The 24,847-nt window shown below is 45.2% G+C and carries 25 protein-coding genes, 1 tRNA gene and 1 pseudogene; 14 read left to right on the top strand and 13 right to left on the bottom strand.

What is annotated here, in order from left to right; all coding sequences use genetic code 11:
• Window positions 1-181 precede the first annotated feature (181 nt).
• The 6 genes and pseudogenes from C7Y66_RS32565 to C7Y66_RS21325 all read left to right on the top strand — a co-directional run bounded on the left by C7Y66_RS32565 (window position 182) and on the right by C7Y66_RS21325 (window position 4,300).
• Window positions 182-733, top strand: a pseudogene (locus C7Y66_RS32565) (GNAT family N-acetyltransferase).
• A gap of 176 nt (window positions 734-909) precedes the next feature.
• Window positions 910-1,134: a ferredoxin family protein gene (locus C7Y66_RS21345; protein ID WP_015156413.1), complete on the top strand. Its 225-nt coding sequence runs from the start codon at window positions 910-912 to the stop codon at window positions 1,132-1,134.
• 95 nt (window positions 1,135-1,229) lie between these two features.
• The gene (locus tag C7Y66_RS21340) at window positions 1,230-1,961 is read left to right on the top strand and encodes an ABC transporter ATP-binding protein (protein ID WP_015156414.1); all 732 of its coding nucleotides are present in this window, start codon (window positions 1,230-1,232) and stop codon (window positions 1,959-1,961) included.
• 49 nt (window positions 1,962-2,010) lie between these two features.
• Window positions 2,011-2,583 (top strand): hypothetical protein, encoded by a 573-nt coding sequence (locus C7Y66_RS21335; protein WP_106547138.1) that lies wholly within the window; start codon window positions 2,011-2,013, stop codon window positions 2,581-2,583.
• A 62-nt stretch (window positions 2,584-2,645) separates the two neighbouring features.
• On the top strand, window positions 2,646-3,287 hold the full coding sequence (locus tag C7Y66_RS21330) for an HAD family phosphatase (protein WP_106547137.1): 642 nt from the start codon (window positions 2,646-2,648) through the stop codon (window positions 3,285-3,287).
• Window positions 3,288-3,367: 80 nt separating this feature from the next.
• Window positions 3,368-4,300: an alpha/beta fold hydrolase gene (locus tag C7Y66_RS21325; RefSeq protein WP_106547136.1), complete on the top strand. Its 933-nt coding sequence runs from the start codon at window positions 3,368-3,370 to the stop codon at window positions 4,298-4,300.
• Between the two features lie 82 nt (window positions 4,301-4,382).
• On the opposite strand, the gene C7Y66_RS21320 is transcribed toward C7Y66_RS21325, so the two are convergent.
• Together C7Y66_RS21320 and C7Y66_RS21315 are read right to left on the bottom strand one after the other, a co-directional pair.
• On the bottom strand, window positions 4,383-5,732 hold the full coding sequence (locus C7Y66_RS21320) for an LCP family protein (RefSeq protein WP_106547135.1): 1,350 nt from the start codon (window positions 5,730-5,732) through the stop codon (window positions 4,383-4,385).
• A gap of 349 nt (window positions 5,733-6,081) precedes the next feature.
• A complete protein-coding gene (locus C7Y66_RS21315) occupies window positions 6,082-6,573 on the bottom strand; it encodes a hypothetical protein (protein ID WP_106547134.1) in 492 nt (163 codons plus the stop codon).
• A gap of 105 nt (window positions 6,574-6,678) precedes the next feature.
• Here C7Y66_RS21315 and C7Y66_RS21310 point away from each other — a divergent pair, with 105 nt between their 5' ends.
• Window positions 6,679-7,845, top strand: coding sequence for an AI-2E family transporter (locus C7Y66_RS21310; protein ID WP_106547133.1), 1,167 nt, complete (start codon window positions 6,679-6,681; stop codon window positions 7,843-7,845).
• Window positions 7,838-8,467, top strand: a complete 630-nt coding sequence (locus tag C7Y66_RS21305; protein ID WP_199197554.1) for an Npun_F5749 family FMN-dependent PPOX-type flavoprotein — start codon at window positions 7,838-7,840, stop codon at window positions 8,465-8,467. The genes C7Y66_RS21310 and C7Y66_RS21305 overlap by 8 nt, the downstream gene beginning before the upstream one ends.
• Here the strand turns inward: C7Y66_RS21305 and cysE are convergent.
• The 4 genes from cysE to C7Y66_RS31255 form a co-directional block, all read right to left on the bottom strand.
• The gene (gene cysE / locus C7Y66_RS21300) at window positions 8,464-9,198 is read right to left on the bottom strand and encodes a serine O-acetyltransferase (RefSeq protein ID WP_015156424.1); all 735 of its coding nucleotides are present in this window, start codon (window positions 9,196-9,198) and stop codon (window positions 8,464-8,466) included. The two genes, C7Y66_RS21305 and cysE, sit on opposite strands and share 4 nt — an antisense overlap.
• 348 nt (window positions 9,199-9,546) lie before the next feature.
• Window positions 9,547-9,744 (bottom strand): hypothetical protein, encoded by a 198-nt coding sequence (locus tag C7Y66_RS30620; protein WP_146149836.1) that lies wholly within the window; start codon window positions 9,742-9,744, stop codon window positions 9,547-9,549.
• A 206-nt stretch (window positions 9,745-9,950) separates the two neighbouring features.
• Window positions 9,951-10,205, bottom strand: a complete 255-nt coding sequence (locus C7Y66_RS21295) for a hypothetical protein (RefSeq protein ID WP_106547132.1) — start codon at window positions 10,203-10,205, stop codon at window positions 9,951-9,953.
• A gap of 463 nt (window positions 10,206-10,668) precedes the next feature.
• Entirely contained in the window at window positions 10,669-10,845 is a 177-nt protein-coding gene (locus C7Y66_RS31255) for a hypothetical protein (RefSeq protein ID WP_158265969.1), read from the bottom strand.
• Between the two features lie 37 nt (window positions 10,846-10,882).
• On the opposite strand from C7Y66_RS31255, the gene def reads away from it, so the two are divergent.
• The 3 genes from def to C7Y66_RS21280 all read left to right on the top strand — a co-directional run bounded on the left by def (window position 10,883) and on the right by C7Y66_RS21280 (window position 13,257).
• Window positions 10,883-11,446 carry a peptide deformylase gene (gene def / locus C7Y66_RS21290; protein WP_015156426.1) on the top strand — a complete coding sequence of 188 codons (564 nt, stop codon included), beginning with the start codon at window positions 10,883-10,885 and terminating at the stop codon, window positions 11,444-11,446.
• 11 nt (window positions 11,447-11,457) lie between these two features.
• Window positions 11,458-11,658, top strand: a complete 201-nt coding sequence (locus C7Y66_RS21285; protein WP_015156427.1) for a hypothetical protein — start codon at window positions 11,458-11,460, stop codon at window positions 11,656-11,658.
• Between the two features lie 231 nt (window positions 11,659-11,889).
• Entirely contained in the window at window positions 11,890-13,257 is a 1,368-nt protein-coding gene (locus tag C7Y66_RS21280) for a PrsW family glutamic-type intramembrane protease (RefSeq protein WP_106547131.1), read from the top strand.
• Between the two features lie 50 nt (window positions 13,258-13,307).
• Here C7Y66_RS21280 and C7Y66_RS21275 read toward each other — a convergent pair whose 3' ends face one another.
• From C7Y66_RS21275 to C7Y66_RS21265, 3 genes are all read right to left on the bottom strand, one after another.
• Window positions 13,308-13,952 (bottom strand): hypothetical protein, encoded by a 645-nt coding sequence (locus C7Y66_RS21275; RefSeq protein WP_071925495.1) that lies wholly within the window; start codon window positions 13,950-13,952, stop codon window positions 13,308-13,310.
• Window positions 13,953-14,391: 439 nt separating this feature from the next.
• Entirely contained in the window at window positions 14,392-16,011 is a 1,620-nt protein-coding gene (locus C7Y66_RS21270) for a CHAT domain-containing protein (protein WP_015156430.1), read from the bottom strand.
• Window positions 16,012-16,193: 182 nt separating this feature from the next.
• Window positions 16,194-18,512, bottom strand: a complete 2,319-nt coding sequence (locus tag C7Y66_RS21265) for a protein phosphatase 2C domain-containing protein (protein ID WP_106547130.1) — start codon at window positions 18,510-18,512, stop codon at window positions 16,194-16,196.
• 524 nt (window positions 18,513-19,036) lie between these two features.
• On the opposite strand from C7Y66_RS21265, the gene C7Y66_RS21260 reads away from it, so the two are divergent.
• A complete protein-coding gene (locus C7Y66_RS21260) occupies window positions 19,037-19,309 on the top strand; it encodes a hypothetical protein (RefSeq protein WP_015156432.1) in 273 nt (90 codons plus the stop codon).
• A 136-nt stretch (window positions 19,310-19,445) separates the two neighbouring features.
• Here C7Y66_RS21260 and C7Y66_RS21255 read toward each other — a convergent pair whose 3' ends face one another.
• Together C7Y66_RS21255 and C7Y66_RS21250 are read right to left on the bottom strand one after the other, a co-directional pair.
• Window positions 19,446-19,802 (bottom strand): NAD(P)H-quinone oxidoreductase subunit M, encoded by a 357-nt coding sequence (locus C7Y66_RS21255; RefSeq protein WP_106547129.1) that lies wholly within the window; start codon window positions 19,800-19,802, stop codon window positions 19,446-19,448.
• 110 nt (window positions 19,803-19,912) lie between these two features.
• Entirely contained in the window at window positions 19,913-20,458 is a 546-nt protein-coding gene (locus C7Y66_RS21250; RefSeq protein ID WP_106547128.1) for a 3-isopropylmalate dehydratase, read from the bottom strand.
• Between the two features lie 822 nt (window positions 20,459-21,280).
• On the opposite strand from C7Y66_RS21250, the gene C7Y66_RS21245 reads away from it, so the two are divergent.
• Both C7Y66_RS21245 and C7Y66_RS21240 read left to right on the top strand, forming a co-directional pair.
• Window positions 21,281-21,559, top strand: coding sequence for an Npun_R1517 family heterocyst differentiation transcriptional regulator (locus C7Y66_RS21245; protein ID WP_015156435.1), 279 nt, complete (start codon window positions 21,281-21,283; stop codon window positions 21,557-21,559).
• Window positions 21,560-21,658: 99 nt separating this feature from the next.
• Window positions 21,659-21,731, top strand: a tRNA-Glu gene (locus C7Y66_RS21240).
• Window positions 21,732-21,817: 86 nt separating this feature from the next.
• On the opposite strand, the gene C7Y66_RS21235 is transcribed toward C7Y66_RS21240, so the two are convergent.
• Together C7Y66_RS21235 and C7Y66_RS21230 are read right to left on the bottom strand one after the other, a co-directional pair.
• Window positions 21,818-22,387 carry an SRPBCC family protein gene (locus tag C7Y66_RS21235; RefSeq protein WP_106547127.1) on the bottom strand — a complete coding sequence of 190 codons (570 nt, stop codon included), beginning with the start codon at window positions 22,385-22,387 and terminating at the stop codon, window positions 21,818-21,820.
• Window positions 22,388-22,422: 35 nt separating this feature from the next.
• Window positions 22,423-24,564 carry a GAF domain-containing sensor histidine kinase gene (locus tag C7Y66_RS21230; RefSeq protein WP_146149835.1) on the bottom strand — a complete coding sequence of 714 codons (2,142 nt, stop codon included), beginning with the start codon at window positions 24,562-24,564 and terminating at the stop codon, window positions 22,423-22,425.
• Window positions 24,565-24,847 lie beyond the last annotated feature (283 nt).

Raw genomic sequence — 24,847 nt, 5'->3', positions numbered from 1 at the left:
GGGGAGGCTGGGGGAGAAAGAACTTGAAAAGTCTGGCTCCTGACTCCTAACTCCTGTTCACTGATAACTGATAACTGACAACTGATAACTGATTAGTAAGCAAAGCTTAGTTTACGACAGTGCGATCGCTTCGGAGAAGCTTTTTTATATTACAAGATGTGTAGAGATGCGATAAACAGTGATGCCTGCAATTGAAACTGCTCGACTGCGACTGAGGTGTTTTACTGAGAGAGATTTAGAAGATTATGCTCGAATTTTTGCCGATCCAGAATATACCTGTTACTCTTCCAAGGGAAGCGTACCGCTGGAGCAAGTAAGGGAAGCAGCTCAAGCAGCGTATAATTACTTTACCTGCCATTGGCAGCAACACAGGTTTGGCGTTTGGGCAGTTTGCGATCGCGTCAACCATAAATTAATCGGACAGTGCGGACTCAATTGCTTGCCAGATAGCCATGAAGTAGAAGTTCTATACCGTCTCGATCGGGCATAGTGGAATCAAGGGCTAGCAACTGAAGCAACAAAAGCTAGTTTGAGGTACGGGTTTGAGCAAGTGCAATTAGACAAAATTGTAGCGTTGACGCTGCCACACCATTTAGCTTCCCGGTGTGTGATGGCGAAAGTGGGATTGCACTACACGAAAAATGCCCAGATTTACGGACTAAATGTAGTGTATTATACATTACACCGAGTAGAATATCAGTCAGATGATTCTATGTATGTTTTGTTGGTTTAAGTATCTTGGAGACTGCCAGTTACAGTTGCAGAGACAATACTTATATCGTTACTCGTTAAGATTAATTGAGTGAGAATGTAATAAAAATTAACGACAACGGAATTTTTTGTTAGAGTACAAAAACAAGCATTAGCGCTGCAAATCGAAACATTTTAAACATTTTAAGGGAAAGCTCTATGTCACACACAATTGTTACTGAAGTTTGCGAAGGTGTTGCGGATTGCGTTGATGCCTGTCCTGTAGCATGTATTCATCCAGGTCCAGGGAAAAATATTCAGGGGACAGAATGGTACTGGATCGATTTTACGACTTGTATAGACTGCGGCATCTGCATTCAAGTGTGTCCTGTAGAAGGGGCGATTGTCCCAGAAGAAAGACCAGACTTGCAGAAAACTCCTTAGCTAGCAGAGGGCAGATGTAAATGGTAGCGATCGCACTTGCTGAGTCATAATCTGGGATAAGCTAAATGCTAATTGCTGAGAGCCAACCTTGAGGTATGTACAGTTCTGCTCCTCTGTTAGAAGTTGAAGATGTTTGGGCTGGGTACGTCAAAGACCTAGATATTCTCCAAGGTGTTAATTTTCGGATTTTTCCTGGAGAAATCGTAGCGGTGATTGGTCCCAACGGTGCGGGAAAATCGACTCTAGCTAAGACGATTTTTGGATTACTCAGCCCCCATCGAGGCAAAGTTACGTTTAAAAATCGCAGTATCACTGGTTTGAAGTCAAATCAAATCGTGCAGATGGGAATGTGTTATGTACCGCAAATTTCTAACGTCTTCGCCTCTTTAAGCGTAGAAGAAAATTTGGAAATGGGAGCATACATTCGCAAAACTGCATTAGCTCCTTTAAAAGATAGAATTTATGGGACTTTCCCGGTTCTAGCGACCCGTAGACGGCAAAAAGCTGGAACCCTCTCTGGGGGAGAACGTCAAATGCTCGCGATGGGTAAAGCTTTGATGCTAGAACCGAGTTTATTATTACTTGACGAACCGAGTGCTGCCTTATCTCCCGTATTGGTATCGAGTGTCTTTGAGCAAATTCAACAAATTAACCAAGGTGGAACAGCAATTGTCTTAGTGGAACAGAATGCTCGTAGAGCTTTGGCAATGGCACATCGGGGTTATGTATTAGACACGGGACGCGATCGCTTTTCTGGTCCTGGGAATGAGTTGCTCAACGATCCCAAAGTCGCAGAATTGTATCTTGGTGCGGGTAGGGTTCATTGAAAAATAAAAATAAAGGTCAGCAAGAGATTAATTGCGTTTACGGATTAAAATGAGGCGAGTTTTTCCAATTATTGCTGGCTTCATGCTTGCTTTCGACTCGCAATTTGCTGTGGCTGGTTCGCTCGATCGAAAACTCGGCATCGTTGTAGCGAAAGAAAATTTAGTTTGTCTCATCGCGTCTGCAACAAGTCTCAATATTGGTAGTCAAGTCAATCTCGTACTTCTATCTGTTCCGCAGAAAGTAGTTACCGGAACAGTTGTGTCAGTTAGCGATCGCCAGTGTACTGAGATATCAAAGCCACACAACATTCCTGGAAAATCTTATCGGCTATCGCTACTGAATAATCGCTCTCATCTGAGCGTACCTGCAATTGGTGTTTTGAACTCAAGTAACCAACTTCATAGAGTTGGGTTAAAAGTAGTTGGCGATTTAGATGGCGATGGTATAGAAGAATCGTTTCGTTCTTGTGTGAGTTTTGAAGGTCTTCATCTCACCGTTTGGTCTGGTCAAGCGTTGACTGGAATTAGAAAGTGGCACAGTTATTATTACCTTGGCTATGATGTTAAGCCGACCTGTACAACGATAGAAGTTAAGAACAATAATAATGCTGAAAAAAATTAGATAAGTTGAAGTGAGTAAAAATTGATAGTAGTTACAGTCGTCTCTAACCTATCCTTCGCAGTATGCAAGATACGTGTCTCATCCCAACGCCACCCTATAGCGCTTTAATTTTTGACTGTGACGGCACTCTAGCGCATACTATCCCCACTCATATTCAAGCATGGTTAGCAACACTGCGTCCTCTGGGTGTCGCTCTCAGCCAGGAATGGCTTTACGATCGCCGAGGTATGTCATCGTTAGAACTGATCGAAACTGTCAATCAGACTTTTGGATTTGCCTTAGACGCTAATGTGGTTAATCCACCACGGAAAAAATATTTCTTAGATTTACTGCACCAAGTCGTAGAAATTGAAGCAGTAGCAGATGTTGCCCGCAGTCATTATGGTAAAGTTCCCCTAGCAGTAGCTTCAGGCGGCGATATTCGCGTAGTAGAACCTACCCTAAAGGCGATCGGGTTATATTCTTTATTTAATGCGATCGTGACTGTTAACGATGTAGAACGGGGTAAACCCGCGCCCGATATTTTCTTACTAGCTGCCGATCGCCTGGGCGTTACTCCTACAGACTGCATCGTTTATGAAGATAGCGATGCAGGTTTAGAAGCTGCCCACCGTGCGGGAATGCGGGCGATCGACGTGCGGGAACTGTGGCTGATAGCAGAAGCGGAGATAGGAGTTACAAATAGTCACGAGGCGGAAATGTAAAGATTTGTCACAATAAAAGTAGTATAGATCGCGGCGATCGATCGCGATCGCGCTTTAATCGTCACCAGCTATTCAAATTCATGACTGCCTCACCTCTAACTGCATCTAGCTCATTTCATCCCGTAAAAACGTGGACTTGGCAGGGATTTTCGATTTGCTATCAACAACAAGGCGAGACTGGTATTCCTGTCATCCTGGTACATGGCTTTGGCGCTTCTTGGTGGCACTGGCGCAAGAATATTCCTTATTTAGCGCAGACTTGTAGAGTGTACGCGATCGATCTAATCGGTTTTGGTGGTTCTGCGAAACCAACTCCAGGGGAGTTACAGCCAGGGAAACAAATCCCGTATTCCTTTGAAACTTGGGGACAACAAATTGCTGATTTTTGCCGCGAAGTCGTGGGAACATCGGCAGTTTTCGTTGGTAATTCGGTCGGTTGTATTGCTGCAATGCAAGCAGCAGTGTACGCCCCCGAGCTAACTATGGGTGTAGCGATGCTCAATTGTTCCCTACGTTTGCTTCACGATCGCAAGCGCATTAGCTTACCTTGGCATCGACGGTTCGGCGCACCACTAATTCAGAAATTATTAGCAGTTCAGCCAGTTGGAAAATTTTTCTTTCAACAACTTGCCAAACCGAAAACAGTCAAAAAAATCTTGCTCCAAGCCTACGCTCATCCTGAAGCAGTAACAGATGAGTTAGTAGACCTTTTGATGGCTCCAGCGAAAGATGCTGGGGCTGTAGCAGTCTTTGTTGCTTTCACAGCTTATTCCCAAGGACCGCTACCAGAAGATTTGTTGCCCCAGCTATCTTGTCCGGCAATTTTCTTGTGGGGAACAGCAGACCCTTGGGAACCAGTAGAGTTGGGGCAAGAGCTAGCAAACTATCCCCAAGTACAGAAGTTTATTCCCTTAGAAGGAGTCGGGCATTGTCCCCAAGACGAAGCACCAGAATTGGTGAATCCGATCTTGCAGGAGTGGATTGTGGAATTGGGGAGTCGGGAGAGTGACTAGTGGCTGGTGACTAGTAGCTAGAGAATTTTAGATTTTGGATTTTTCTCTGCTCCCTTGTCTTCCTTGTCCTCCTTGTCCTACCCTACTCCCTGCTCCCTGCTTCCTGCTCCCTACTTTGTTCCAGCCAATCTTTACCAACTTGAATGGTAATGTCAGAGCCAAGGTTGCCCGTGCTTTCAACGCGGACTTCGCCTACGTTTAAGAGGTCGCGGATGGTTGTCGCACTTTCAGTATCGCCTTGCTGGGCGACAACGTGAGTTTTATCTAAAGGCTCAGACCACGATTTTGTAATGTATACGTTGCGATAGCCTGCACCAGCAAGAGATTTGACCAAAGAGCGGACAGCGCGATCGCTACCCGTGCTATTAGAAATTGCAATTCTCAATCGCGCCGGATCGAAGTCAACTGGCTCGGATTCAGAAAGAGGGGCATCGAAATGCTGCGTTGCCATTTTGGCAATGCGATCGCTGTCTGGCAACCAGTAGCTAGCTCTATATTCTCCCGCATTACTAAATCGTCCAGGCAACATCAACATTTGGATGTTGGATCGATTAGTTTGTACGCCAAAATTTGCCAGTGCTACCAATTCATCCATCGACAAATTCGTATCGAGGTGCGATTGAACCACAGAGAGAATCTGCGGCATCCGAGTCAGCGTATTCGGCGACAAGGTTTGTTCTGTTAGCGCCCGCATGACGAGCTGCTGGCGTTGAATCCGTCCGATGTCGCCATTTTCGTCGTGGCGATAGCGCAGTAGTTGAAGAGTCTTGTTGCCGTCAAGATGCTGCTTGCCAGCTTTGAGATTAATATATAGATGCTGGCTATCATCTTGATATTTCATGTCTTTGGGAACGTAAACGGTTACGCCACCCAAAGCATCGATCAGCTTTTCCACTCCTTGGACGTTGATCCGAATGTAGCGATCGATCGGCACTCCATCTAGTAATTCGCTAATAGCTTTAGCACTGCCTGCTGGACCACCAACGAGATTAGCTTCATTGATTTTCGCTATGCCTCGACCTTCTACCTTGGTGCGGGTATCTCTGGGAATAGAAAGGGCAGCGATTTTTTTGGTTGCTGGGTCAAATCGTAGCAAAAGGATAGTGTCTGTCAAGCCGTCGAAGGAGTTGACTAACGCATGATATCCTTGCTTTTTGATTTCGGCAGCAGGGGTATTAACGTCTGTAGTGAGAACTTTTACACCTAGAACTAAAATATTAACTGGTCGGGTCAGCTCCGAAAGTTTAAAACCAGCCCGCGTTAAGCGATCGCCATGAGTCCCGAAAATTGCTTGCTCCTCTGGGCTGAGCTGACTTTGCATCAGCGGCTTGGTTGACATAGTATAGGCTAAGAGCGCCCCTGCTGTGGCTGACAACACAGCTACACCACTCATGATTACCCAGAACCACAGCCAACGCCCAGTCCTACTCATAGCACTACTGCGCCTAAAATTTTTGGAATTACTTGTAGAATTGGATTTTGAGCCTGATATTCTTTGCACTGATACAACTTCCTCACACTTAACACTAGTCAGCAAAAATAGTTAATAAGTTTTTAACATGATAATGGACAAAGGCACAGCTATATGCAGCGCTTTCTCAATTGGCATATTCTCTGCACGGGTAACGCTGGCTACTGAAACAGTAAATTTCATGGCATTGCGATCGAATTAGAGAATATTGCCTGGAGTCTACTGCAAATCCTACAAAGTCGTCATCTGGCTGATTACGGAATTCCAGCCAGAGAGTCGTACTTTCTACCGCTGGCGTTGTCTTTGAACCTCAGCGTTCATCGAGCGTCCGATCTGCAAGTGCCGAAAATCCAGGTAGACGCACTGACTTTCCAGCAGTCAGTCGCAGCATTAACCACACACTGACTAAAAAATACCCAGATGTCAGTAAACTATTTAACATTAATAGACGAAAATTTAAAAACTCTGAAGCTTCTGCTCCAGCACTCAACAAGAAATATGCCAGCAACCAGCTTAGTGCTAGAGTGATAGATAAACGGCTGACGGCGAGTTTTTCTTTGTGGTAATTGGTAATTGGTAATTGGTAGTTGGTAGTTGGTAGTTGGTAGATATTCTCCCCCTCAGCTTCCTCAGCCTCCTCAGCTCTCTTTCCCCCAGCTCGTCCCTGCTCCCAGCTCGTCCCTGCTCCCTCATGACGATACAAAGTCCACAGCGAAGGAAAAAAGCCAATAATGGGGATGAGGTGAAAAAATAAATGCAGGCGATCGCGATTTAAATGCTCTGAGACTGTAAGCTTTTTCATATGATGTAATCGAATCCGAGCTTGGGGGGATGAGTTATGACAGCGGAGTTAGGGATAATAGGCTGCAAGGGACATTTGATTTAGTTCGCTCCCGCAACTGAGAAAATGCAGAAACGCATTATTATAGGTTGGTGGCAAGCAATGTCACCTTTGACGCGACTTCTGGCGATCGCGCTATTGGCTCCACTACTCGTACTCAATGCTTGGGCAATCTCCTCCATCGTTGATTACTTTCACTCGCTGATTGTTATTTTAGTCGGTGCTTCTTTACTAGCATTTTTGTTGAACTATCCGGTAGGCTGGATGGAGCAGCAAGGCGCAAGGCGAGAACAAGTTGCTATTTTAGTCTTTTTGTTGGCTTTGTCGATTTTACTGGCGCTAGGTGTCACCCTCGTGCCTTTAGTGATTAGTCAGGCGCAGCAGCTCGTAACTCGTTTGCCAGAATGGATAGACTCAGGGCGCTATCAGTTGGTGTTGTTAAATGAGTGGGCTGAGGCTCAGGGTTATCCAATTAATCTCGATGCCTTAGTAATACAAATCAACGATCGCGTTAAGGGACAATTACAAGCGATCGCCGTCCAAGCACTCAACCTAGCTGTAGTGACGGTGACAAGCCTGCTCGATTTTCTGCTGGGCATGGTTTTAACGTTTTATTTGTTACAGCATGGGGACGAACTCTGGCAAAGCTTAATCGCTTGGCTACCAACACCCATTCGCCAACCTTTTTCCCAAACCATCCGGTTGAGCTTTCAAAATTACTTCATCGGACAGTTAATTTTCGGTATTTGTATGGGTTCTGCCCTAACTGCCATTTTCTTATGGCTGAAAGTACCATTTGGGTTACTGTTTGGAATCACGATCGGGTTTATGGCTTTAGTTCCCTTCGGCGGTACGGTGGGAATTATTTTGACCACTTTATTAGTAGCGCTGCAAGATTTCTGGCTAGGTACTAGAGTCTTGGTAGCATCTGTCATCATTCAGCAGATCTTAGATAATATCGTTGCTCCCCGTATTCTTGGTAGCGTAACTGGATTAAATCCCGTATGGGTACTGATTTCCGTCTTAACAGGGGCTAGAGTTGGCGGTTTGCTGGGCGTAATCGTTGCCGTACCTACAGCAGTCGTGATCAAGACAGCCTTAAGTGCCGTGCGATCGCCCCAACTGGTTGAAACAAGTCCTTCTGCATCAGCTATGACAACAACTGAGAACCTTGCAGGGAGCAGGGACGAGCTGGGAGCAGGGAGTAGGGAGCAAGTTGCGAGTAGTGAGTAGCGATCGTACAATTCCGAATTCCGAATTCCGAATTCCGAATTCTCTTGCTCCTTGGCGATCGCCCCTAGCACGGGCGCTGCACCTCAATCGTAGTCTGCCTTATGCCCGTTATCTCCAATTGGCGACTGTCCGACTTGATGGTCGTCCTGCTAATCGTACAGTGGTATTCCGGGGATTTTTGGATAACAGCGATCGCCTCAAGTTTGTCAGCGATACTCGCAGTGAAAAATTTGCCCAAATTGAAGCTCAACCTTGGGCAGAGGCTTGCTGGTATTTCCCCAAAACCCGCGAACAATTTCGGATTACTGGTACGCTAAAGGCGATCGCCTCCGACGATCCCGATCCAGAATTACAGCAAGCCCGTATAGTCAGTTGGCAAGAGTTAAGCGACTCTGCACGGCTGCAATTTGCTTGGGCGCATCCTGGTGAGCCGAGAGCTGCCGCAGATGCCTTCAATCCTCCAGCACCATCCGCAGATGAGCCATTATTGCACTTTTGTTTGCTGCTTTTAGAACCAGTCCAGGTAGATCGCTTAGAATTGCGCGGCGACCCTCAAAACCGCACCATTTATACTTGGTTAGAGGGCGATCGCACTTGGTCTACTCAAGCTGTCAATCCTTAAATCCCCGCACCATCAAGGAATTGCTGAATTACCTTATCCCTCATTTGACAGCTAGCAGCAGCGGGAAGAGACATGACGACAGAATCCTGGTGTGCTTGCTGCTGTTGTACTTTTTCTAGCTGTTGTTCTAACGCTTCAATTCTGTCAACGAGAGCGCGAATGACCTCTGCTTCTGAGTCAGGTAAGCTACCGTGTTCTAACGGATCGACTCTAGCCCCAGAACGGTAGATAATTCGACCTGGTACACCAACAACCGTGCAATTAGAAGGTACATCGCGTAAAACAACAGAACCCGCTCCAATTCTGACGTTACTGCCAAGTTCGATATTACCGAGGACTTTTGCCCCCGCACCCACCACGACATTATTTCCCACAGTCGGGTGACGCTTGCCGCTTTCTTTCCCCGTACCACCCAGAGTCACGCCTTGGTAGAGCAGAACGTCATCACCTACGATCGCAGTTTCGCCGATCACGACCCCCATGCCGTGGTCGATAAAAAAACCCTTGCCAATTGTCGCGCCAGGGTGAATCTCAATCCCAGTTAAAAATCGGGCGATCGCGGAAATAAAACGTGGAATGAAGGGAAGACGCAGTTTGTAGAGTTGATGCGCTACCCGATGGAAGACAATTGCCTGTAACCCAGGGTAACATAACAGTACCTCTAGCCAATTACGGGCAGCAGGGTCGCGGTCAAAAATAATCTTGAAGTCAGCAGCTATGGTAGATAGCACGGGTCAATGCCTAGCCAGGACAAAATTTTTACTTCTTTTATCTTATCGCTCGCCGTGCGATCGATAAAGTTTATTCGCGTTCTTTGCAGTGTAGAAATTTCGACTTACTTTTTCCTAACTTCTCTACCTGGTTCCCAATCGTGCCTCCACTCCTATTGATTACCTTGTTACTATTTACCGCATCGATGGTGACTAATATATTCGTCCTAACTCCCATAGAGTTAATCAGGCACGCAAATATACCGCATTGGTTACTTTTAGGCGGGCTGTTGTTAGTATTCCTTTGGTGTTTTGGGGAAGAGTAAGACGAAACTCTATAATTAAATTTCCTGCTCGATCCGGAGCGCTTTATGGCTTGACAGGCTTCGATCGCTTTCCCTGCACCGACTGAGCCATTGCCTGTAAATCTTGCTCCCAGTCTGGCTGAGTCATGAGTAGAGCTTCCGCCGCCTTGCTATCTGTAGGCTTCGAGAAGAAATAACATCGATTATTTTGCGATCGATCTCGCCGGGCATGTATTCGATCGTGTACCAGGCAGACAAACAACCAACAACTTGTTGCTGGCAGACGACTTTACCAATATATGTTTTAATGTTGTGCGCCTGAATACTAGGCTCAGATTGAGCGTATTTTGTTGTGAGTAGGTTTGATAATACCCAAATTTCATCGCTATTTTGTTGAATGAGATCGTGACAAATTCGTTCTTCGGTTCGATTTACTCGGTTGAATTCGGATGGCGGCGTTTGCCACTGTCATACTGCACAAAGCCCTCCATTATCTAGAAAACTATATAATGTGCAACTCGCTCCCAATAATTCTCCTAACAATGATGTTAATTGATTGATATTTTCAATCGGATCGGTATGAAAATTTAATAAACACTGATTGATTTTCGTTAATTTTGCTTCTATCTCCTTTTTCTTATTTATCACAATCTCAGCTTGACGAGCGCTGTCATCTCGTTCGCTCTGTTCTACTGTTTGCGATCGCTCTAATGATGACAGCATTGTTGCGATCGTCTCTTGAAATCAAAGATTGAGTTTTTGAATTTATGGCGATCGCAGTGCATCCATCAATTCTCCCCAAATGAATGTACAAATAAAGATGAAATATAATCTTTGACGAATATTCATTAACTACCCTACGAAAGTTTTTAATCCTAAAATGGCTTTAAAATAAATCCTGCAATGAGGTATTTCAATACTTGCAATTATACGCGCAAGAAAATATCATAAAAATACTAAGAAACTATTTCTACTCGTGACAACAATATTGTTTATCCTCAAGGGAAATCATAATGACTTTTGTAGAGCGATCGCGACAATGGTAGTCTAGTATTACCAAATTTTACCTAAGTAAATGCAACGAATTTTTTAGTAAAAATATATGGCAGTTCTAATAGCAGTTCTAAATGATTTGTAAAGTAGGCTTCTAGCCTGCGGCAGGCTAGAAGCCTGCTCCGTTCATGAATCAAATAGGATTGCTATAGATGCAAAGGGAAAAATTACCGATTTTTACATAGTGTAGTGCGTGAGAATAAGTCGCAAGTAATTCCCCCTGCTCGTGCGCTCCCTGACAACTGACAACTGACAACCAGTCACTAGTCCCTTTTCTGACTTCTACTTGGTAAAATTGAAATAATGTCACAATTTGCAAATTAGCCGACCGTAGCGAGTAGATTCACATGGCTTCTGAAATCGCAGTTGAAAAGAAAAAGTTAAAAAACCCTCCCTTAGATATCCGCTATTTGGGCGATCGCGCTCTGCGTCAACCTGCAAAACGCATCAGCAAAGTCGATGTAGAAGTTCGCCAGTTGGCGCGAGAAATGCTACAGAGTATGTATAGCGCTGACGGCATCGGTTTGGCTGCGCCACAAGTAGCTGTATCCAAGCAAATCATCGTCATTGACTGCGAACCAGACAATGCTGCTAACCCACCCTTGATCCTGATCAATCCTACGATCAAACGTACCAGTAGCGATATCTGCGTGGCAGAAGAAGGTTGCTTGAGTATCCCAGGCATTTATTTGAACGTGACGCGCCCCCAAGCCGTAGAAATTGCTTATAAGGATGAATACGGGCATCCGCGATCGCTACAAGCTACAGACCTACTGGCTCGCTGTATTCAACACGAAATCGACCATCTCAACGGAATTGTCTTCGTCGATCGCGTCGAAAACAAGCTGGCTTTAACCCAAGAACTGGCAAAGCATGGCTTCTCCATGAGTGCAGTCAAACCTGTTGCTTGAGGAGATTTACCATGAATGCAATGACACCCAAAAGTGGCTTATTTCTTGGCGGCTGTTGTATTACGGCGATCGCAGCAGTTGGTTCCGTGTTCGAGCTAGCCTCTGGTCAACCCGATTTAGGTAACTTGAATACAGCGGTAATTCTTGCTGTAAGTATTCCAGCCACAGTCCTCTTGTTTATTGCTGCCGTGCGGAATGCAAACAGCGAATGAATTCAGAGGAGATAGAAGAAGACAGAAAGTACTGGCATTCGTTTGGAAGATTCAATCGGTACAAGTCCTTAAATTTATCTAGCAATTGCAGGACTCAAGTATAAAATGATGGTCTTGAGAACAAGAGCGCGAGTGCAAACAGCCTCGATTCCAAATATATGAATGTTTAGTTGTCAGATTCTCTCCGTCTCTTGTCTCCTGTCTCTCGTCTCCTCTCATTACCGATACTATATGACCGAACAACATCTTGCTGAAGGATGGTTGCGGCTATTACCGAATGCAGGAGAAGCTGGACTGACACGCAGTTACAGCCTTTCACCCGAGCGAGAAATGGCGATCGGGCGCGACCTTGCTTGCGATATCGTGTTGGAATCGGAGCAGTACGGTATGGTTTCTCGCCATCATGCCACTTTATACCCCCAACCTCAAAATCGGTGGCAGGTGTGTGACATGAACAGTAGTAACGGTACTTTTATCAATGGACAGCGCTTGCAAGGCTGTCGGGAACTCGTTCCAGGCGATCGCATCACGTTGGGCGAAGGTCGCGAAGCAAACCGCCTTCGGCATCGCGGCGCAGAATTCATTTTTGAATCTCATTCTCCTCACCCATCCAGTATCGTCCCGCCACCTGTATCGCCTCTGACTGAAGCGGAAGTCAATTTCTCCCACTTATTTCCGATTATCTCTACGGCTAAAGACTTAACCCGCAAAGCTTATTTAATTCCTGGTATTTTTACAGTTATATTTGTCGTATTAATGTTTGCTACTGTCGGTCAACCAAAAGCGATTCGCTTCAATCAACTCTTGGTTGCTACCTACTTGAGTAGCGCTGCTTATTATTTTATCTATCGGCTTTGTGGAAAAGTTAAACCTTGGTGGCTCCCAATTCTTGCTGCCACAGCTACAGCACTCATTCTATTTAGCCCTATCTTACCCCTATTTATCTTTATCTTCCGTCGCATCTTACCAGGAGATTTACCTAACTCTCTTATGGCGCTTAGCTTTCCCGAATTATTCTTGCGGATGTTCGTCGGAGCTGGCTTAATGGAAGAGTTTCTGAAAGCTTTACCCGTCCTGGGGGCATATGCTTTAGGACGACGACTTGCTTCTCCTTGGCGTGAATGGATTGGGGTCTGGGAACCTTTAGACGGCATTCTACTAGGAACTGCCTCAGCTGTAGGCTTTACCTTGGTCGAAACGTTGTGGCAATACGTGCCAGAAATTGCTCAAAACGTGGCGATGTCAGCCGGACAAGCTGCTGGTCAAATTGTGGGATTGCAATTACTGATTCCGCGTATCATTGGTGCAGTTGCTGGACATATGGCAGATAGCGGATACTTTGGTTATTTCATTGGTTTAAGCGTACTCAAACCGCGTCAACGTTGGCAGATCTTGACCGTAGGATATGTCAGTGCAGCCGCACTTCATGCTTTATGGAACTCCACCGCTGCTTTTAGCGGTTTGCTCCTAGTCGTGGTAGGCGTTCTATCGTATGCGTTTTTAACAGCAGCGATTCTCAAAGCCAGAATGCTCTCACCAACGCGATCGCAAAACTTTGCCACTCGCTTTTTGGAAAAGACACCTAGAAGACCAGATTAAGAAAATTTTGAATTTTAGATTGAGTTAATTGCTCTCTAAGATCTCGCCCCTCACTCCTCGCCCCGCTCAGCTTGCAATTGAGATATAGCGTAGCGAGCGATCGCCAAACTGATTTGAGCGCGTTCGATGTCAGATCGCACTTCCCAGTCTTGACCGTAACGATTGAGCGTGGATTCGATCGCGGTAGTAGATGGCTCAATGCTACTGCGCATACTGTAGGCATATGGACGAGCGAGAATTAACAAATCGTCTTCCGAACAATTCGGTAATAATTCTTGTACGCACTGTACCAATTGTTGCGCCATAGATTTTTGTGTCGCTAACATGTCAGTTGCTTTATGAGCGATCGCTTGTAACCAAGCTGTCGGCATGTAAGCTGCAAATCGCTCTTGCAAAGTTATCTGAAGAGACTGCTCGTCTGTGGCGCTAGCAGACACAGTTGTTGGCTTAGTATTCTCCCATAACTGTTCCACGCTAGCGAGGAAACCTGGCGCATGGGCAGAGAGTTCCTCTTCCCACCAGTCTTCTTGCTGTAATTGCTGTTCTTGTTCGAGAAAGAATGCTTCTGCTGCTTCTTCAGCAGGGTTCCAGGGATAAGTTGCTGTTTCAGAGGCAAGTAGTGTTTCTAATAACTCTAATTCAGTCAACAACCGATGCCGTTCGTTAATTTCAGAAGACTTGAATTCGTTTGTCATTGTACAATTCATCATGGGTGTCTGCAAAAACGCTGTATGAGTAGCTACACCACCTGAACAGCCATTTCCGCAACTACATAAATTATGCAAATAAGATTGGGGATCGCAGTATCTCTGCTGCAATTTTGCAGTATTTAATTGCAGTTTTTGCATAAAGCATCTTGCTTTTTCCCTCTCTTTACTGCATGAAGTGCGGATTAATTCCAGCTTGAGAAGACAGAGGGTATCCTCATAAATCGGCGAGCGGGCAACCCGTTGCTACGCAGAGCTGCGTCACTTGAATAAATTTAACAATTAGCTGGTGCATTGACTTTTCTCCATAAAAAATTTACTTTGGTCTGAGTTGTATGGCAGCAGTTCTCAAGACAGAGCTTTACGCAAAAATATATCAATTTTTTCTTCTTTCTGCCCTCTGCCTTCTGTCTTCCTTCGCTCAGCTTCAGTCTTCAACAATAAATTCGTAGGTTTGACCCTTATGGCTGCCGAACTTTAACTTCATTCCCGATTTTAGCGGGACTTCCTCACGATATACATTTTGCCAGCGATCGCTACTGGGTAGATTTGACAGCAAAGTCCCGAAACGAGAATTATCTCGTAAGAAAAAAGTCGTATCGCCGCGATCTTGACGGCAATAGATTTCTGCGTGTCTTTGGCTGACCCAGCCTTCTTGAACTACAATATCATTCTCTGCCAGACGACCTACCCTTACTAATCTCGTACCTAAATGCCAGACTTGCTCTGGAGCAGAAGTAGAACGCAGTTGCGCTCGTACTGGTGGGTATACTGTACCCGCGACCGTATCTTCTGGTAGCTGAGTAATTTCGTCACGAGCGGGTGCGCCGAGCAACTCCCCATCAAACTCTGGATGCATGTAGAGGATGGGTAGAGTCCAAGCATGAGAAATATATTTATAAACAGCTAGTAGTTGCTGTCTGGCGATCGCCGCCGCACGATCGATCGGCGAACCTGCTGCTAACGCCTGGGTAAAAACTTGAATAAAACTTAAAGCTTCTTCATCGGCAATTTCATCTCGCATTCCCAGTACTGCTGGTACGCCGTGATGAATCAAAACTTCTGCTAAACTGCTACGCGGTAAAGGTTGTCCGTTATCAAACGCGGGTTGCGCTCCCCAACAGGCATTAATCGCGCACAGTTTGACTTGAGAACGTGCTAGTACATGGGCTAACTCCGTACCGTCAATCGCCACCCCAGGGCGTAAAAACAACAATCCTCCATTTGGAGCGCTCAAACCATGACCGGAATAAAAGAAAATATTGTAAGCTTGAGTTTCTAGCTGCGAGATTAATTCTTTGGGAGTAGGTTGTAACAATGTGTCTACCCGACAGGGAACCGTTGCCAAATTTCTCCTTTCAATTGGCTTGAGTTGTTGAAAGCTTCTCAAAGTTTGTTCGAGAATTTTTGCTTCTGTTTCCAACTGCAAGCTTCCGGCTTCGGTGTCTTGTCCCAAAACCAGCAAAACATTTAAACCCTGACTGGGTGGTAGCGAAATCAGAGAACCAACATCGTTAGTCGTGCGACTGAAAAAGACTTGTGGCGCTTGCAGTGGCGAAGGTAGGGAGATAGCTGGTTTTCCAGCCTGAGGCTGCATAATTTCCCAAGGCAAGGCGATGAGATCCGGCTCTCGAATATCTATTCTTAGCCGTAATGGTTTTCCTTGTCCGATCGCAATCCCTTGACTCTTCTCCAGACTCATTTGTACTTGTCCCTGAAAAATCCACTGCCAAAGGTTGATGCATAAATGTTGCATCAGACGACCCCCTTGTCCGTTGGTTTTTCCGCCAGGATAGGCAACGATTTCTGGAACTAAATCCAAGGTCTGGGAAATTATCTCTGGAGAAATTGGTGGTGATGAGCGAGGCGCAAACATTGCCTGCCAAGCTTGCCAAGCCTGCATCAATCTAGGGGACAAAACACAATCATGTTTCACATATCCACCAGGATAAGGGGCTTGCACTACCCAAACGGCAAAGTTATCTTTACCAGCATTGGCAAGACGTTCGATTGCTAAACTCAAGCAGGGAATGTCAGACTGGGACATCAATAACCACGATCGCTATCAAATACTCGCAAATATGCAACTGTCTTAGTTTAATAGTTTATTTAACTGGGAGCTAGAGGCTGAGGTGATAAGGGTGTGGGGCAAGTCACAAGTCACAAGTCACACCCTTTCTTCACCGATCGCTTTGTGGAGACGTTATATGTAACGTCTCCTCTACTCTCTTACCGATTGCCTTGTCCTCCTGACTCCTGATTTCCACCGTCTGTCTGTGTTGGCAATGCCTGAGATGTAGAACAAGGATTGTTCCCTCCTGAAAATTCCTTAAATCGTCGATCGAGTTCGGTATTTGCAATCCAAGCATTGTCTCCTGGTTTTAATATCCGGCGATCGCCAGTTGAAGATGTAGAAGTACGGGAGAATTCAGGGTTTGAGCAGACTTGCAGCTGCGTCCAAGTCTCTCGCTGCTGGGAGGGCAGTTTTGATTCGTTTAGAACTTTGACGATACTGCCCTGGGGCAAAGTAAAATCGGGTGCATTCAGTTGGGGTGGCTCGGGAGAAGAGCTGGTCGCTCCTGCTTGGCGCTGGAGGGGGGTTTCCTGCTGAGCCTCATATACTCTTTCAGGCGATCGCGCAACATTTGTAGTATCGTTACTGTCACTATTTGCTGCTGGGTTTCGCTCTCGCCAATTGTGATTGTAAGCCAGCCAAAGTCCTGCTGCCGCACTTAAGAGCAAACCGATTCCCAACACTATTGGGAGCAACCACGATCGCGATTGTTGCGGTGGTGGTAATGGTGAGAGTAACTGCGTATTGGCGATCGGGACGTAGTTCTCGATCGCATCTTCCGTTGGTGGTTCTGAGAGAGTTACGGCAAATGAAGATGAGCTGACCGCACCATTACTCGTTTTGTCTAACGACTGACTGTAACCAAGCGGAGTTTCTGGCTCTTGCACCTTTACCTGACAATGTACTAAAGCAACGGTAATATTATCGTGTCCGTTAAGGTTGTTACCAAGTTCTACAAGCTGCTTAGTTGCTGTAGCGACATCCATATTCCCATCTAAAATTGGCAAGATTTCTGTTTGCCAGCACCGATCGACTAAATCGTAATCGCTCAAGCCATCAGAACACAAGAGGAATACGCAGTCTTCATCCAACACAAACCGCTGTACCGTGGGATGTACCGATGCACTCATGCCGATCGCTTGGACGAGAGAACCAGCCGAGGGTTGTTGTAGTGCTTCTCGATAGACAGCATAACCCAACCGTACTTCACGGGCAGCTACATCATCGTCTAGGGTTATTTGATGGCAACCCGTGCGCGTCACCCAGTAGGCGCGGCTATCACCAACGTGAGCAATATATATTTCATGTTGATGTCCTACTGCCATCACCAAGGTTGTCCCCATTCGCTGTCTTCCTTGACGATGCTCTTTGTCGTTACGGCTACTGATACATTCGTTTGTCTTGCGCGTAAACTGTTCTAGAGCATGAGTGAGGGTATTCGGGTCTAAACTTGCTTCATCTAGCGGCAGCTGTTGTACCTGGTGCTGTAGCGTTTCGATCGCTAGACTGGAAGCAACGTTACCTCCTTCGTGTCCGCCAATCCCATCGCAGACAATTGCGATCGCTTTTGCTTCTGGTGGTTTAGCAAGTGTGGTGCCGCTGGCTGGATAGCAGGCATCTTCATTTCGCTGACGGCTAGGACCAGTATCGGTGCAAGTACTAATCTGGAAACTCCGACTGGGGGCAATGTCTCTATTCGTAATGTTTTGCCCTAATTCCAACAATCCTCGATCCAGACACGCTAGCAATTGCTCCGAGTTGACGATTTCTCCTTGTTGCAATTCTTGGCTTAATTGTTCTATAAATCCAGTCACGCTTGGTCGAGCCTCTTTAGCGAGCTGCGACCAAGATTGACCGAGTTGCGCTAGTGTGGGACGTTCGGCATCATCCAATTGCAATTGCAACAGCCTTAGTAACGATCCTTCTACTCGTAAAAACTGGGGGACGAGCAAGCTAGAGGCTACGCCTTCGCTATATAGGGGTTGCCACAGTTGCGCAATTTGCCATAACCAATTGAGCTGGCGTAAGCTAGAAACGGACTGCCAAACAGCAGTCATCTGAGGCATTAGCTGTCCTGCTGTTAACACACCATCGGGATAAATCGGTGCTTGTTCCAACAGCAAAATTTCTTTTTCAGGTGGTTCGCGATCGAGCGATACTAATCCGTATACCTGCGGAACTTGGAGACGATACGCGACCAGTCTCAAATAAGGTCTAATTTCATTAGAAATATCTAAATAAGGAGAGTCTAGCAGTAAACCAGGTTGAGTATCTAAAACAATTCGCTCGGCTTTGAGGTAAAAGCGTTCCGCGATCGACGTTCCGATCTCGTGGAGTTCTGTGCCTTGCCCCACAACCCACAAGTAACGTTTAATTAAGGATGTACCGCAGCGCTGACAAAACTTGTCGCCTTCAGAGTTGGCAGCCTTACACAGATCGTTTGGACATTGGATCGTTACCTCATTATTTTGCATAGCTGGCGCACCGATTAGCCATATTAAATCAATTTAAAACAGCAGACGTAAGAGACGATTAAACTGCTCATTCATGTTTATATCTCTATATTTAGCTTCCCGCACGGCAATTGCGCTTCTGTTCTTATATTTTTGCAAGATCTGGATGCAGTTGTTACCTCACTTCCACCCAGATGATTTGAGCATTAACTTTAACAAGCTTTGACTATCGATTGCAAACATGAATTTTGAATAAATTGTGATTTAATCGCTTGGCGCAAGCAGCTAAATCTGCTACAGTCCTACCCGCTAGTGTAGTCTCTCGCATTCAGCCGAGTCTAATTCGCGATCTATCTACTACTTTAGCGATTTCAATCCGATTGTTTAGCTTAGAACGCCCTGTGTTTAGAGCCGAGGCGAGCAATTTGCAGACCTAGCGTTTTGTAGGTAAGTATTTCCTACTTACGAAGGAGGCGATCGCGAACCGATATTCTTAAATTTTAAATAGTGAATTGGTCATTCGTTTTTAAGAGATTACAACAATTATGGATAACAACCAAGAAAAAGAAACGCATCGTGCAGTTAATCCTGGTGATGTTATCGCTGATGAAGAGCAATCAGTTGAAGAGAAAAAGCAACAACTTGCTGTAGATTCCCCAGATATCACTGGCGACCATATTCAAGTTCCTACCTATTTTGCTGTAGAAGAACCAGATGGCGAAGAAAAAGCTTTACACCATGTTAAAGACGCAGAAGAAATTTCTGATGTCATTCGCCAGTCAAGAGTTGACGAAAACGGCGAACGCACTTGGTGGTAGCTCCCGTACTCGCTGTATTTCGCTTTAGAATGAAGGTCTTTGTGAGATGAAAAGCAGTCACACTTGAGCGCGAAATAGTTATTTAAAAAAGGGGCGCATTGTGATGCGTCCTTTTAATTATCTATTCCTTACTCCTCTATTGATTATCTTCCACAGCAACTTGTGGCAGTCCCATACTGTAGTTGATCGCCCGACTATTCAAGTTGTAACTAATCCGACCGCTTTGTAGCAGCGATCGAATCAAGTGTTCCAAATCCGAGCCAATGCGGCGTAGATTGTAATCGGTCAAATCCGCGCCACTGTGGGACTCCACCAGTTCGTCAAATTTGCCGTATACCGTTTGTAACGCATCTTCATTCCAAGTTAATTCATTATCGGGGTCAACATCTAGCGTCAACACCTGATTGCTAGGAACGAGTTCGCCATCTTCATTAACTTCCGCAGAGAAAATCCGAACGTGGCGGGTTGTGGACTTAAGTAGCTGCTCTTCCATAAGTAGGGATTCTAACTTGACTTTATGGTATTGAGTTTATTCTATAGGAGTTGGTTGACAGTTGTTGGTCACAAGTCGCAAGTCGCAAGTCGCTGATAACCGATCGCGGACTACCGAGCAGCAATCATTCCAGTCTGACGAGCGTAAGCAAAAATACCACCAGCATCAATTACAGGTTTAATCTCTCCTAGAGACTTTAGAGAATAGGTTTGGTCTAGCGTATGATTGATGATTTGATTTTTGTCAAAGTCAACCGTGACTTCTTGTCCCGTCACGAAGCGATCGCACAGTCGCTCGCCAGACTCCCAAGGATATAATTCGCCTGTAGAAACACAATTACGGAAAAATATTCGCGCGTAAGATTGAGCGATGACTGCTTTCACTCCAGCAGCGCCAAGAGCGATTGGTGCATGTTCGCGAGACGACCCGCACCCAAAGTTTTCTCCAGCGATAATAATTGAATAGCGTGTTTTCATTTCATCGGCAGCAATAAACTTGCCGTAACGATCCGGTAAGCCAATCATGGCGTAACTACCAAGCTTCTCATACTCATCCGGCTTGGAAGGAACCAGCGTTAAATATTCTGCGGGAATGATCTGATCGGTATCGATATTATCATCAACTACAAAAATTAAACCGCGAACGCAAGTACTCATTAACAGCAGTCTCCAAAGGCTTATACCATGATATTTTACTTATCCTATCGCTGGAAGAGACGAGAGAAAGCCAATCGAGAGTTACGGAGAATTTACCATGACTCACGACTCGCTTCGCGGGAAGACAAATTTTTAACAAGTTATCCTGTCCTAAGCTACTGAGACAAACTTAAACTACTGAAATAAATGATTGTAATTATTTATACTTAATAAATTGAGTGACAAATAAAGTCCAGAATTGACATGGAATGATTTCAGGTAAAGACCTTTTCCAGGAAGCACCAGCAATATTACTAATACTGCTGTATCTAATTTTGTAAAAATTAAAACTAAACATTGCACGTAGTGAAGGCGAAATACAAAAAACTATTGAAAGCCTTACAAATTCCTTACACAAACTTTACTGTAATTAATCTTAAAGGTTGAATAATAGTAGTTGTCTCTTAAATCGACTCCTAAATTTTCATCATATAACCTGGGCTGGCACGCGCCGTTTACTGTATCTATGAACGTATAACGAGATCGGTAAATGCAAATACGACATTCTTTACAAAACTACTATCTGCTACTAGCTGGAGCGCGATACAAGCACTTTTTGCCTAGCAGGAGGTTTGGTAAAAAATACCACAGGAGGGAGACAAGAGCCAAGCACCGAGCATCAGTGGATGGGGAAAGCTACTAGCAATAACTGCTTGGAGATGCTTTCATCAGCATCAGCTAGAGTCTCAACTAAATGTTTGGTAAAGCTAGCGATGCTGAGAGCGATGTATTTCAGACAACTCTGCTAGCAACTGCACACCCAATTAGAATTTGTTTAAAGCAATGAATCCTGACGCAGCATCACATCCAAATCGACAGCTAGAAGTCGGTGTTTTCGAGTGTGAAATTCATTTGAAATTTCGGCTGATTGAAGAAAATTGTGTTTTGAACGATCGCGAAAAATTATTAGAACTCTTGATTGACGCATTTACAGCGGGTGCAGATGAATACTTAGAGCCTTTGCACTCCTGCGTGAAAACCAAAGAGATCTCTGAGCTAGAAGCCTCTTCCCACATGCGTCGTCAACTGATGCGACTGCGCAATTCTTCTAACCTTACATAGGCTCGATCTGCTAGAGATCGAGTGGAGCGATTTTTTCTGCTGAAAGTGTTGACAGAACTCGTTAGATTCGCTAACCTAGATAAGGTTGAACTCAGACGCGCCCCCATCGTCTAGAGGCCTAGGACACCTCCCTTTCACGGAGGCGACGGGGATTCGAATTCCCCTGGGGGTATATAAAAGATAAAAGAGGTAGTAAATACTACCTCTTTTGTTTATTTGTGCCAAGACTTTTTCATCTGCTCGTGCGCTCCCTGCTATCTATAACTCCTCAACGCGGCGGCGAATGGCTAGCAGGTTCGATCGCAAATCCTGCCGCAGGCGGCGCTCGACAATTGCTACAGGCATAGTACGCTTGGGCAATACTCGCACTGTATAACAGAGATTTGTGCCTGGATTTTCACATACAAAGTAAGGTTCTAGCAGCCACTTCCCAGAATAAGCTTTTAAATCTCCCTCAACCATGTCGAAATGAATTTCGTGGGGAAATTTTTCTTCTAAATCTAAAACGACTCTGGCAGAAAAGTTGAAACGCAGCAATCGCTGAGTTCCAACTTGCTCTAGACGAATGCCACCGTAAGGATGAGCTAGCCGCCGACTCACCGCTAAGTTGGGAATAAAATCGGCTAAGGTGTCGTAGGCTGTCAAAACTTGCCACACCTTTTCTACGGGGTGGGAGATCTGAATTTTAGCGGTAATTTGACGTTGACGGTGTGCCAATTCTTCTGTCTGTACTTCCACATCCTCGGCTGAAGATGCAGCATCGATGTCGTCGCCATTGGTATCATCAAGCTCGAAATCGAGATCGGATTCGTCGTACTGTTGAGTCACTGTTCGATGATAATTAAACTGTAGATAGTTAAACTTTAACGAGCAAAGGTCTGTGGTAGGGTAATAGTAAAGCAGGTTGCGTAGGCGGCAGCAGAATCATCGGTCGGATTGCTAGTTACTTCAATATTGCCATTTAAATGCTGTACTAAGCATTTTACTAAAGCGAGTCCCAATCCTGTACCCTGAATGGCTTGCTGTGTCACACCTTGACCGCGCCTAAATTTTTCAAATATATACTTTCTTTCTTCTTCAGAAATACCAGCACCAGTGTTGATCAGTTGTAAAACAATTTGGTTAAGCTGAAGATCGACTTGATGCGTGACTTGCAAAACTACAGTTGTATCTGGGTGAGAATACTTCCCGGCATTGGTTAAAAGTTCTTGAAGAATGCGATCGAACGCTTCCTCGTCTGTTTGCGCTAGTAGAGAAGATTTTGGGATATCTAACTGAATGTTTAATCCTTTATCTACCCAAGTTTGTCTGAAAGACTGAGATAAGGCTTGCAGTTTAACTTTGAGATCTATAGTTTCTAATTTCAGCGGTGCTTGGTTTGATTCAAGTTGCTGAAGCTTGAGCAAGTTAGCAATCAAGTTGATTTCTCGATCGCACTGTTCTTCTAAAATATCCAAATACTTAGCCTGACGCTCTGGAGTAATTCCTTGTTGCCGTAACATCCGAATCGCCAAACTCATGCTAGTTAGCGGTGTGCGTAACTCGTGGCTCATCGTGCTGAGGAACTCATCCTTTAACTGATTGAGTTGACGTAGTTGTTCGTTGTGCTTGCGGGTTTTCTCATAAAGTAAACTTTGAACTTCCAGACTGCGCTGGAGTTGCAAAGTCCGGTCGTCTACGAGAGATTGTACCTGACGTAGCGTTTGGTTTTGAATAATTGCCGTCCCAATTTGGGCGCAAACCAACTCTACCAGCGATAATTCTTCTGGATGCCAGTGGCGATCGCCACAGTGTTGCAAAACTAAAAAGCCTAATACTGTCCCTTGGCTTTCGATTGGTAAAATTAAGGCAGCAGGAAATTGCGAAAAATCAAAAATTGGCGCTAAACAAGATGTTAGATCGCTCAACTGTAGATCGCTTTGACTGGCGATCGCTATTGGTTGCGGTGAATTCACGAGCGCTTGTTGGCACAACCCACATTCGGAAAGCCAAAAAGATTGTTCGGCGCTCTTGCTATGATGCGCTCCACAAGTATATGCTTGTACGTCCTGACACCATTCGCTGGCAATTGTTGCTTTAGCTCTAGGTAGTTTTTCTCTGACTCTGTTTCTCAGTTGTGGCTCGACATACTTCAATAACAGAATCGAGGCGCGACTGACTGCCAAAGCTTGAGCTGTACCCGCGATCGCCATGTGCAGCACTTGATTCAGCTCCATCGAGCTGCGGCTAGCGACTGTGAGTTGATTAAGTAAAGCTTTAGTACGAGCAGCTGTCTGGATCTGCCGTTGTAGAGTAGCGACAGACTGGGCTTGGGCGAGGTGAGCGAGCGCGATTGATAGCGATGTCATGAGTTGTTGAGCTGCATTTGCAGCTAGCTCGTCCCACTGACGGACATCGTAGCAAAGCAAGCTAATAACGCTAGTGAGCTTATTTTGCTCCCAAATCGGAATTTGTAATACTGCTTTAATTGTAGGTGGGAAGTCTTTATCTTCTGTTAACGCTTCATGGGTTAGAGCATGAAGATTGTCAATTGCCAGCAAGCTAGCTTGAGTGGGAATTGTCGCTGCTAACTTTTGGAGTGGCTGAAGGAGCTTTTGCGGCGAGACGGAGACTGCTGCATTAAAATACCACGAACCCACTACCGATGTTTCTGTGACTCCAGGGGCAAACGTAATTATACAGCCATCTACTTGAAACACTTCTCCAAGTAATTTGGCAATTTGCGTTAGTGCTGTTTCTGAGTCAGAGTGACTCAATGCGACTTGAAGGATCTGTTGTCCCAGTTGAGCTAAGTCTTCTGCTGGCTGCATTCGTGTGAGGGAGATTTTGGGCGATCGCTCTGGTAAGGATGAGTGTGATGAAATAGAAACATTTTTCATCAGTGAGGTTTTTGTAGATGATAACCGGACAACTTCCGTTGATAACGATTTGAGTGTATCCCTACTCCAGCGGTTGATAGCAGATTTTTTATAAACAGTCCAGTCTTGGCTAACACGCTTTCTCACCTTAGATTACTCCTTCCTACTTAGGATGCCCAAATTAGCCAGAGCGCGACCAAGCAGGTACTAAATTTAAAAAAACTTAGATCGACTTCTACTGCAACAGCAAAATTTGTATTTTCGATTATCTAGATTATCTTGCTTCAAAAATCGCTGGATCGGTATTTTCCCTGATTATAAAAGCTGTGAGTCAGAGGTACTCCGCAGATTCCGTTAGGTAATTTCCCTCTATATCTTAAGTATGCCTTCCGTACCCTTCAGGAGACGGAATATACAGCTTATGGGGGGT

It is taken from the genome of Chroococcidiopsis sp. CCALA 051, from assembly GCF_003015105.1.
Lineage (GTDB): Bacteria > Cyanobacteriota > Cyanobacteriia > Cyanobacteriales > Chroococcidiopsidaceae > Chroococcidiopsis > Chroococcidiopsis thermalis.
Note: the sequence above shows the minus strand (reverse complement) of the source record. Positions and strands in the feature narration are given on the sequence as shown.

Bases quoted from the DNA above. Each gene is read 5' to 3' on its own strand.
- C7Y66_RS21345 (WP_015156413.1), top strand. From the start codon at position 910: ATGTCACACACAATTGTTACTGAAGTTTGCGAAGGTGTTGCGGATTGC.
- C7Y66_RS21340 (WP_015156414.1), top strand. From the start codon at position 1,230: ATGTACAGTTCTGCTCCTCTGTTAGAAGTTGAAGATGTTTGGGCTGGG.
- C7Y66_RS21335 (WP_106547138.1), top strand. From the start codon at position 2,011: ATGAGGCGAGTTTTTCCAATTATTGCTGGCTTCATGCTTGCTTTCGAC.
- C7Y66_RS21330 (WP_106547137.1), top strand. From the start codon at position 2,646: ATGCAAGATACGTGTCTCATCCCAACGCCACCCTATAGCGCTTTAATT.
- C7Y66_RS21325 (WP_106547136.1), top strand. From the start codon at position 3,368: ATGACTGCCTCACCTCTAACTGCATCTAGCTCATTTCATCCCGTAAAA.
- C7Y66_RS21320 (WP_106547135.1), bottom strand. From the start codon at position 5,732: ATGAGTAGGACTGGGCGTTGGCTGTGGTTCTGGGTAATCATGAGTGGT.
- C7Y66_RS21315 (WP_106547134.1), bottom strand. From the start codon at position 6,573: ATGAAAAAGCTTACAGTCTCAGAGCATTTAAATCGCGATCGCCTGCAT.
- C7Y66_RS21310 (WP_106547133.1), top strand. From the start codon at position 6,679: ATGCAGAAACGCATTATTATAGGTTGGTGGCAAGCAATGTCACCTTTG.
- C7Y66_RS21295 (WP_106547132.1), bottom strand. From the start codon at position 10,205: ATGCTGTCATCATTAGAGCGATCGCAAACAGTAGAACAGAGCGAACGA.
- def (WP_015156426.1), top strand. From the start codon at position 10,883: ATGGCTTCTGAAATCGCAGTTGAAAAGAAAAAGTTAAAAAACCCTCCC.
- C7Y66_RS21285 (WP_015156427.1), top strand. From the start codon at position 11,458: ATGAATGCAATGACACCCAAAAGTGGCTTATTTCTTGGCGGCTGTTGT.
- C7Y66_RS21280 (WP_106547131.1), top strand. From the start codon at position 11,890: ATGACCGAACAACATCTTGCTGAAGGATGGTTGCGGCTATTACCGAAT.
- C7Y66_RS21275 (WP_071925495.1), bottom strand. From the start codon at position 13,952: ATGACAAACGAATTCAAGTCTTCTGAAATTAACGAACGGCATCGGTTG.
- C7Y66_RS21270 (WP_015156430.1), bottom strand. From the start codon at position 16,011: ATGTCCCAGTCTGACATTCCCTGCTTGAGTTTAGCAATCGAACGTCTT.
- C7Y66_RS21265 (WP_106547130.1), bottom strand. From the start codon at position 18,512: ATGCAAAATAATGAGGTAACGATCCAATGTCCAAACGATCTGTGTAAG.
- C7Y66_RS21260 (WP_015156432.1), top strand. From the start codon at position 19,037: ATGGATAACAACCAAGAAAAAGAAACGCATCGTGCAGTTAATCCTGGT.
- C7Y66_RS21255 (WP_106547129.1), bottom strand. From the start codon at position 19,802: ATGGAAGAGCAGCTACTTAAGTCCACAACCCGCCACGTTCGGATTTTC.
- C7Y66_RS21250 (WP_106547128.1), bottom strand. From the start codon at position 20,458: ATGAGTACTTGCGTTCGCGGTTTAATTTTTGTAGTTGATGATAATATC.
- C7Y66_RS21245 (WP_015156435.1), top strand. From the start codon at position 21,281: ATGAATCCTGACGCAGCATCACATCCAAATCGACAGCTAGAAGTCGGT.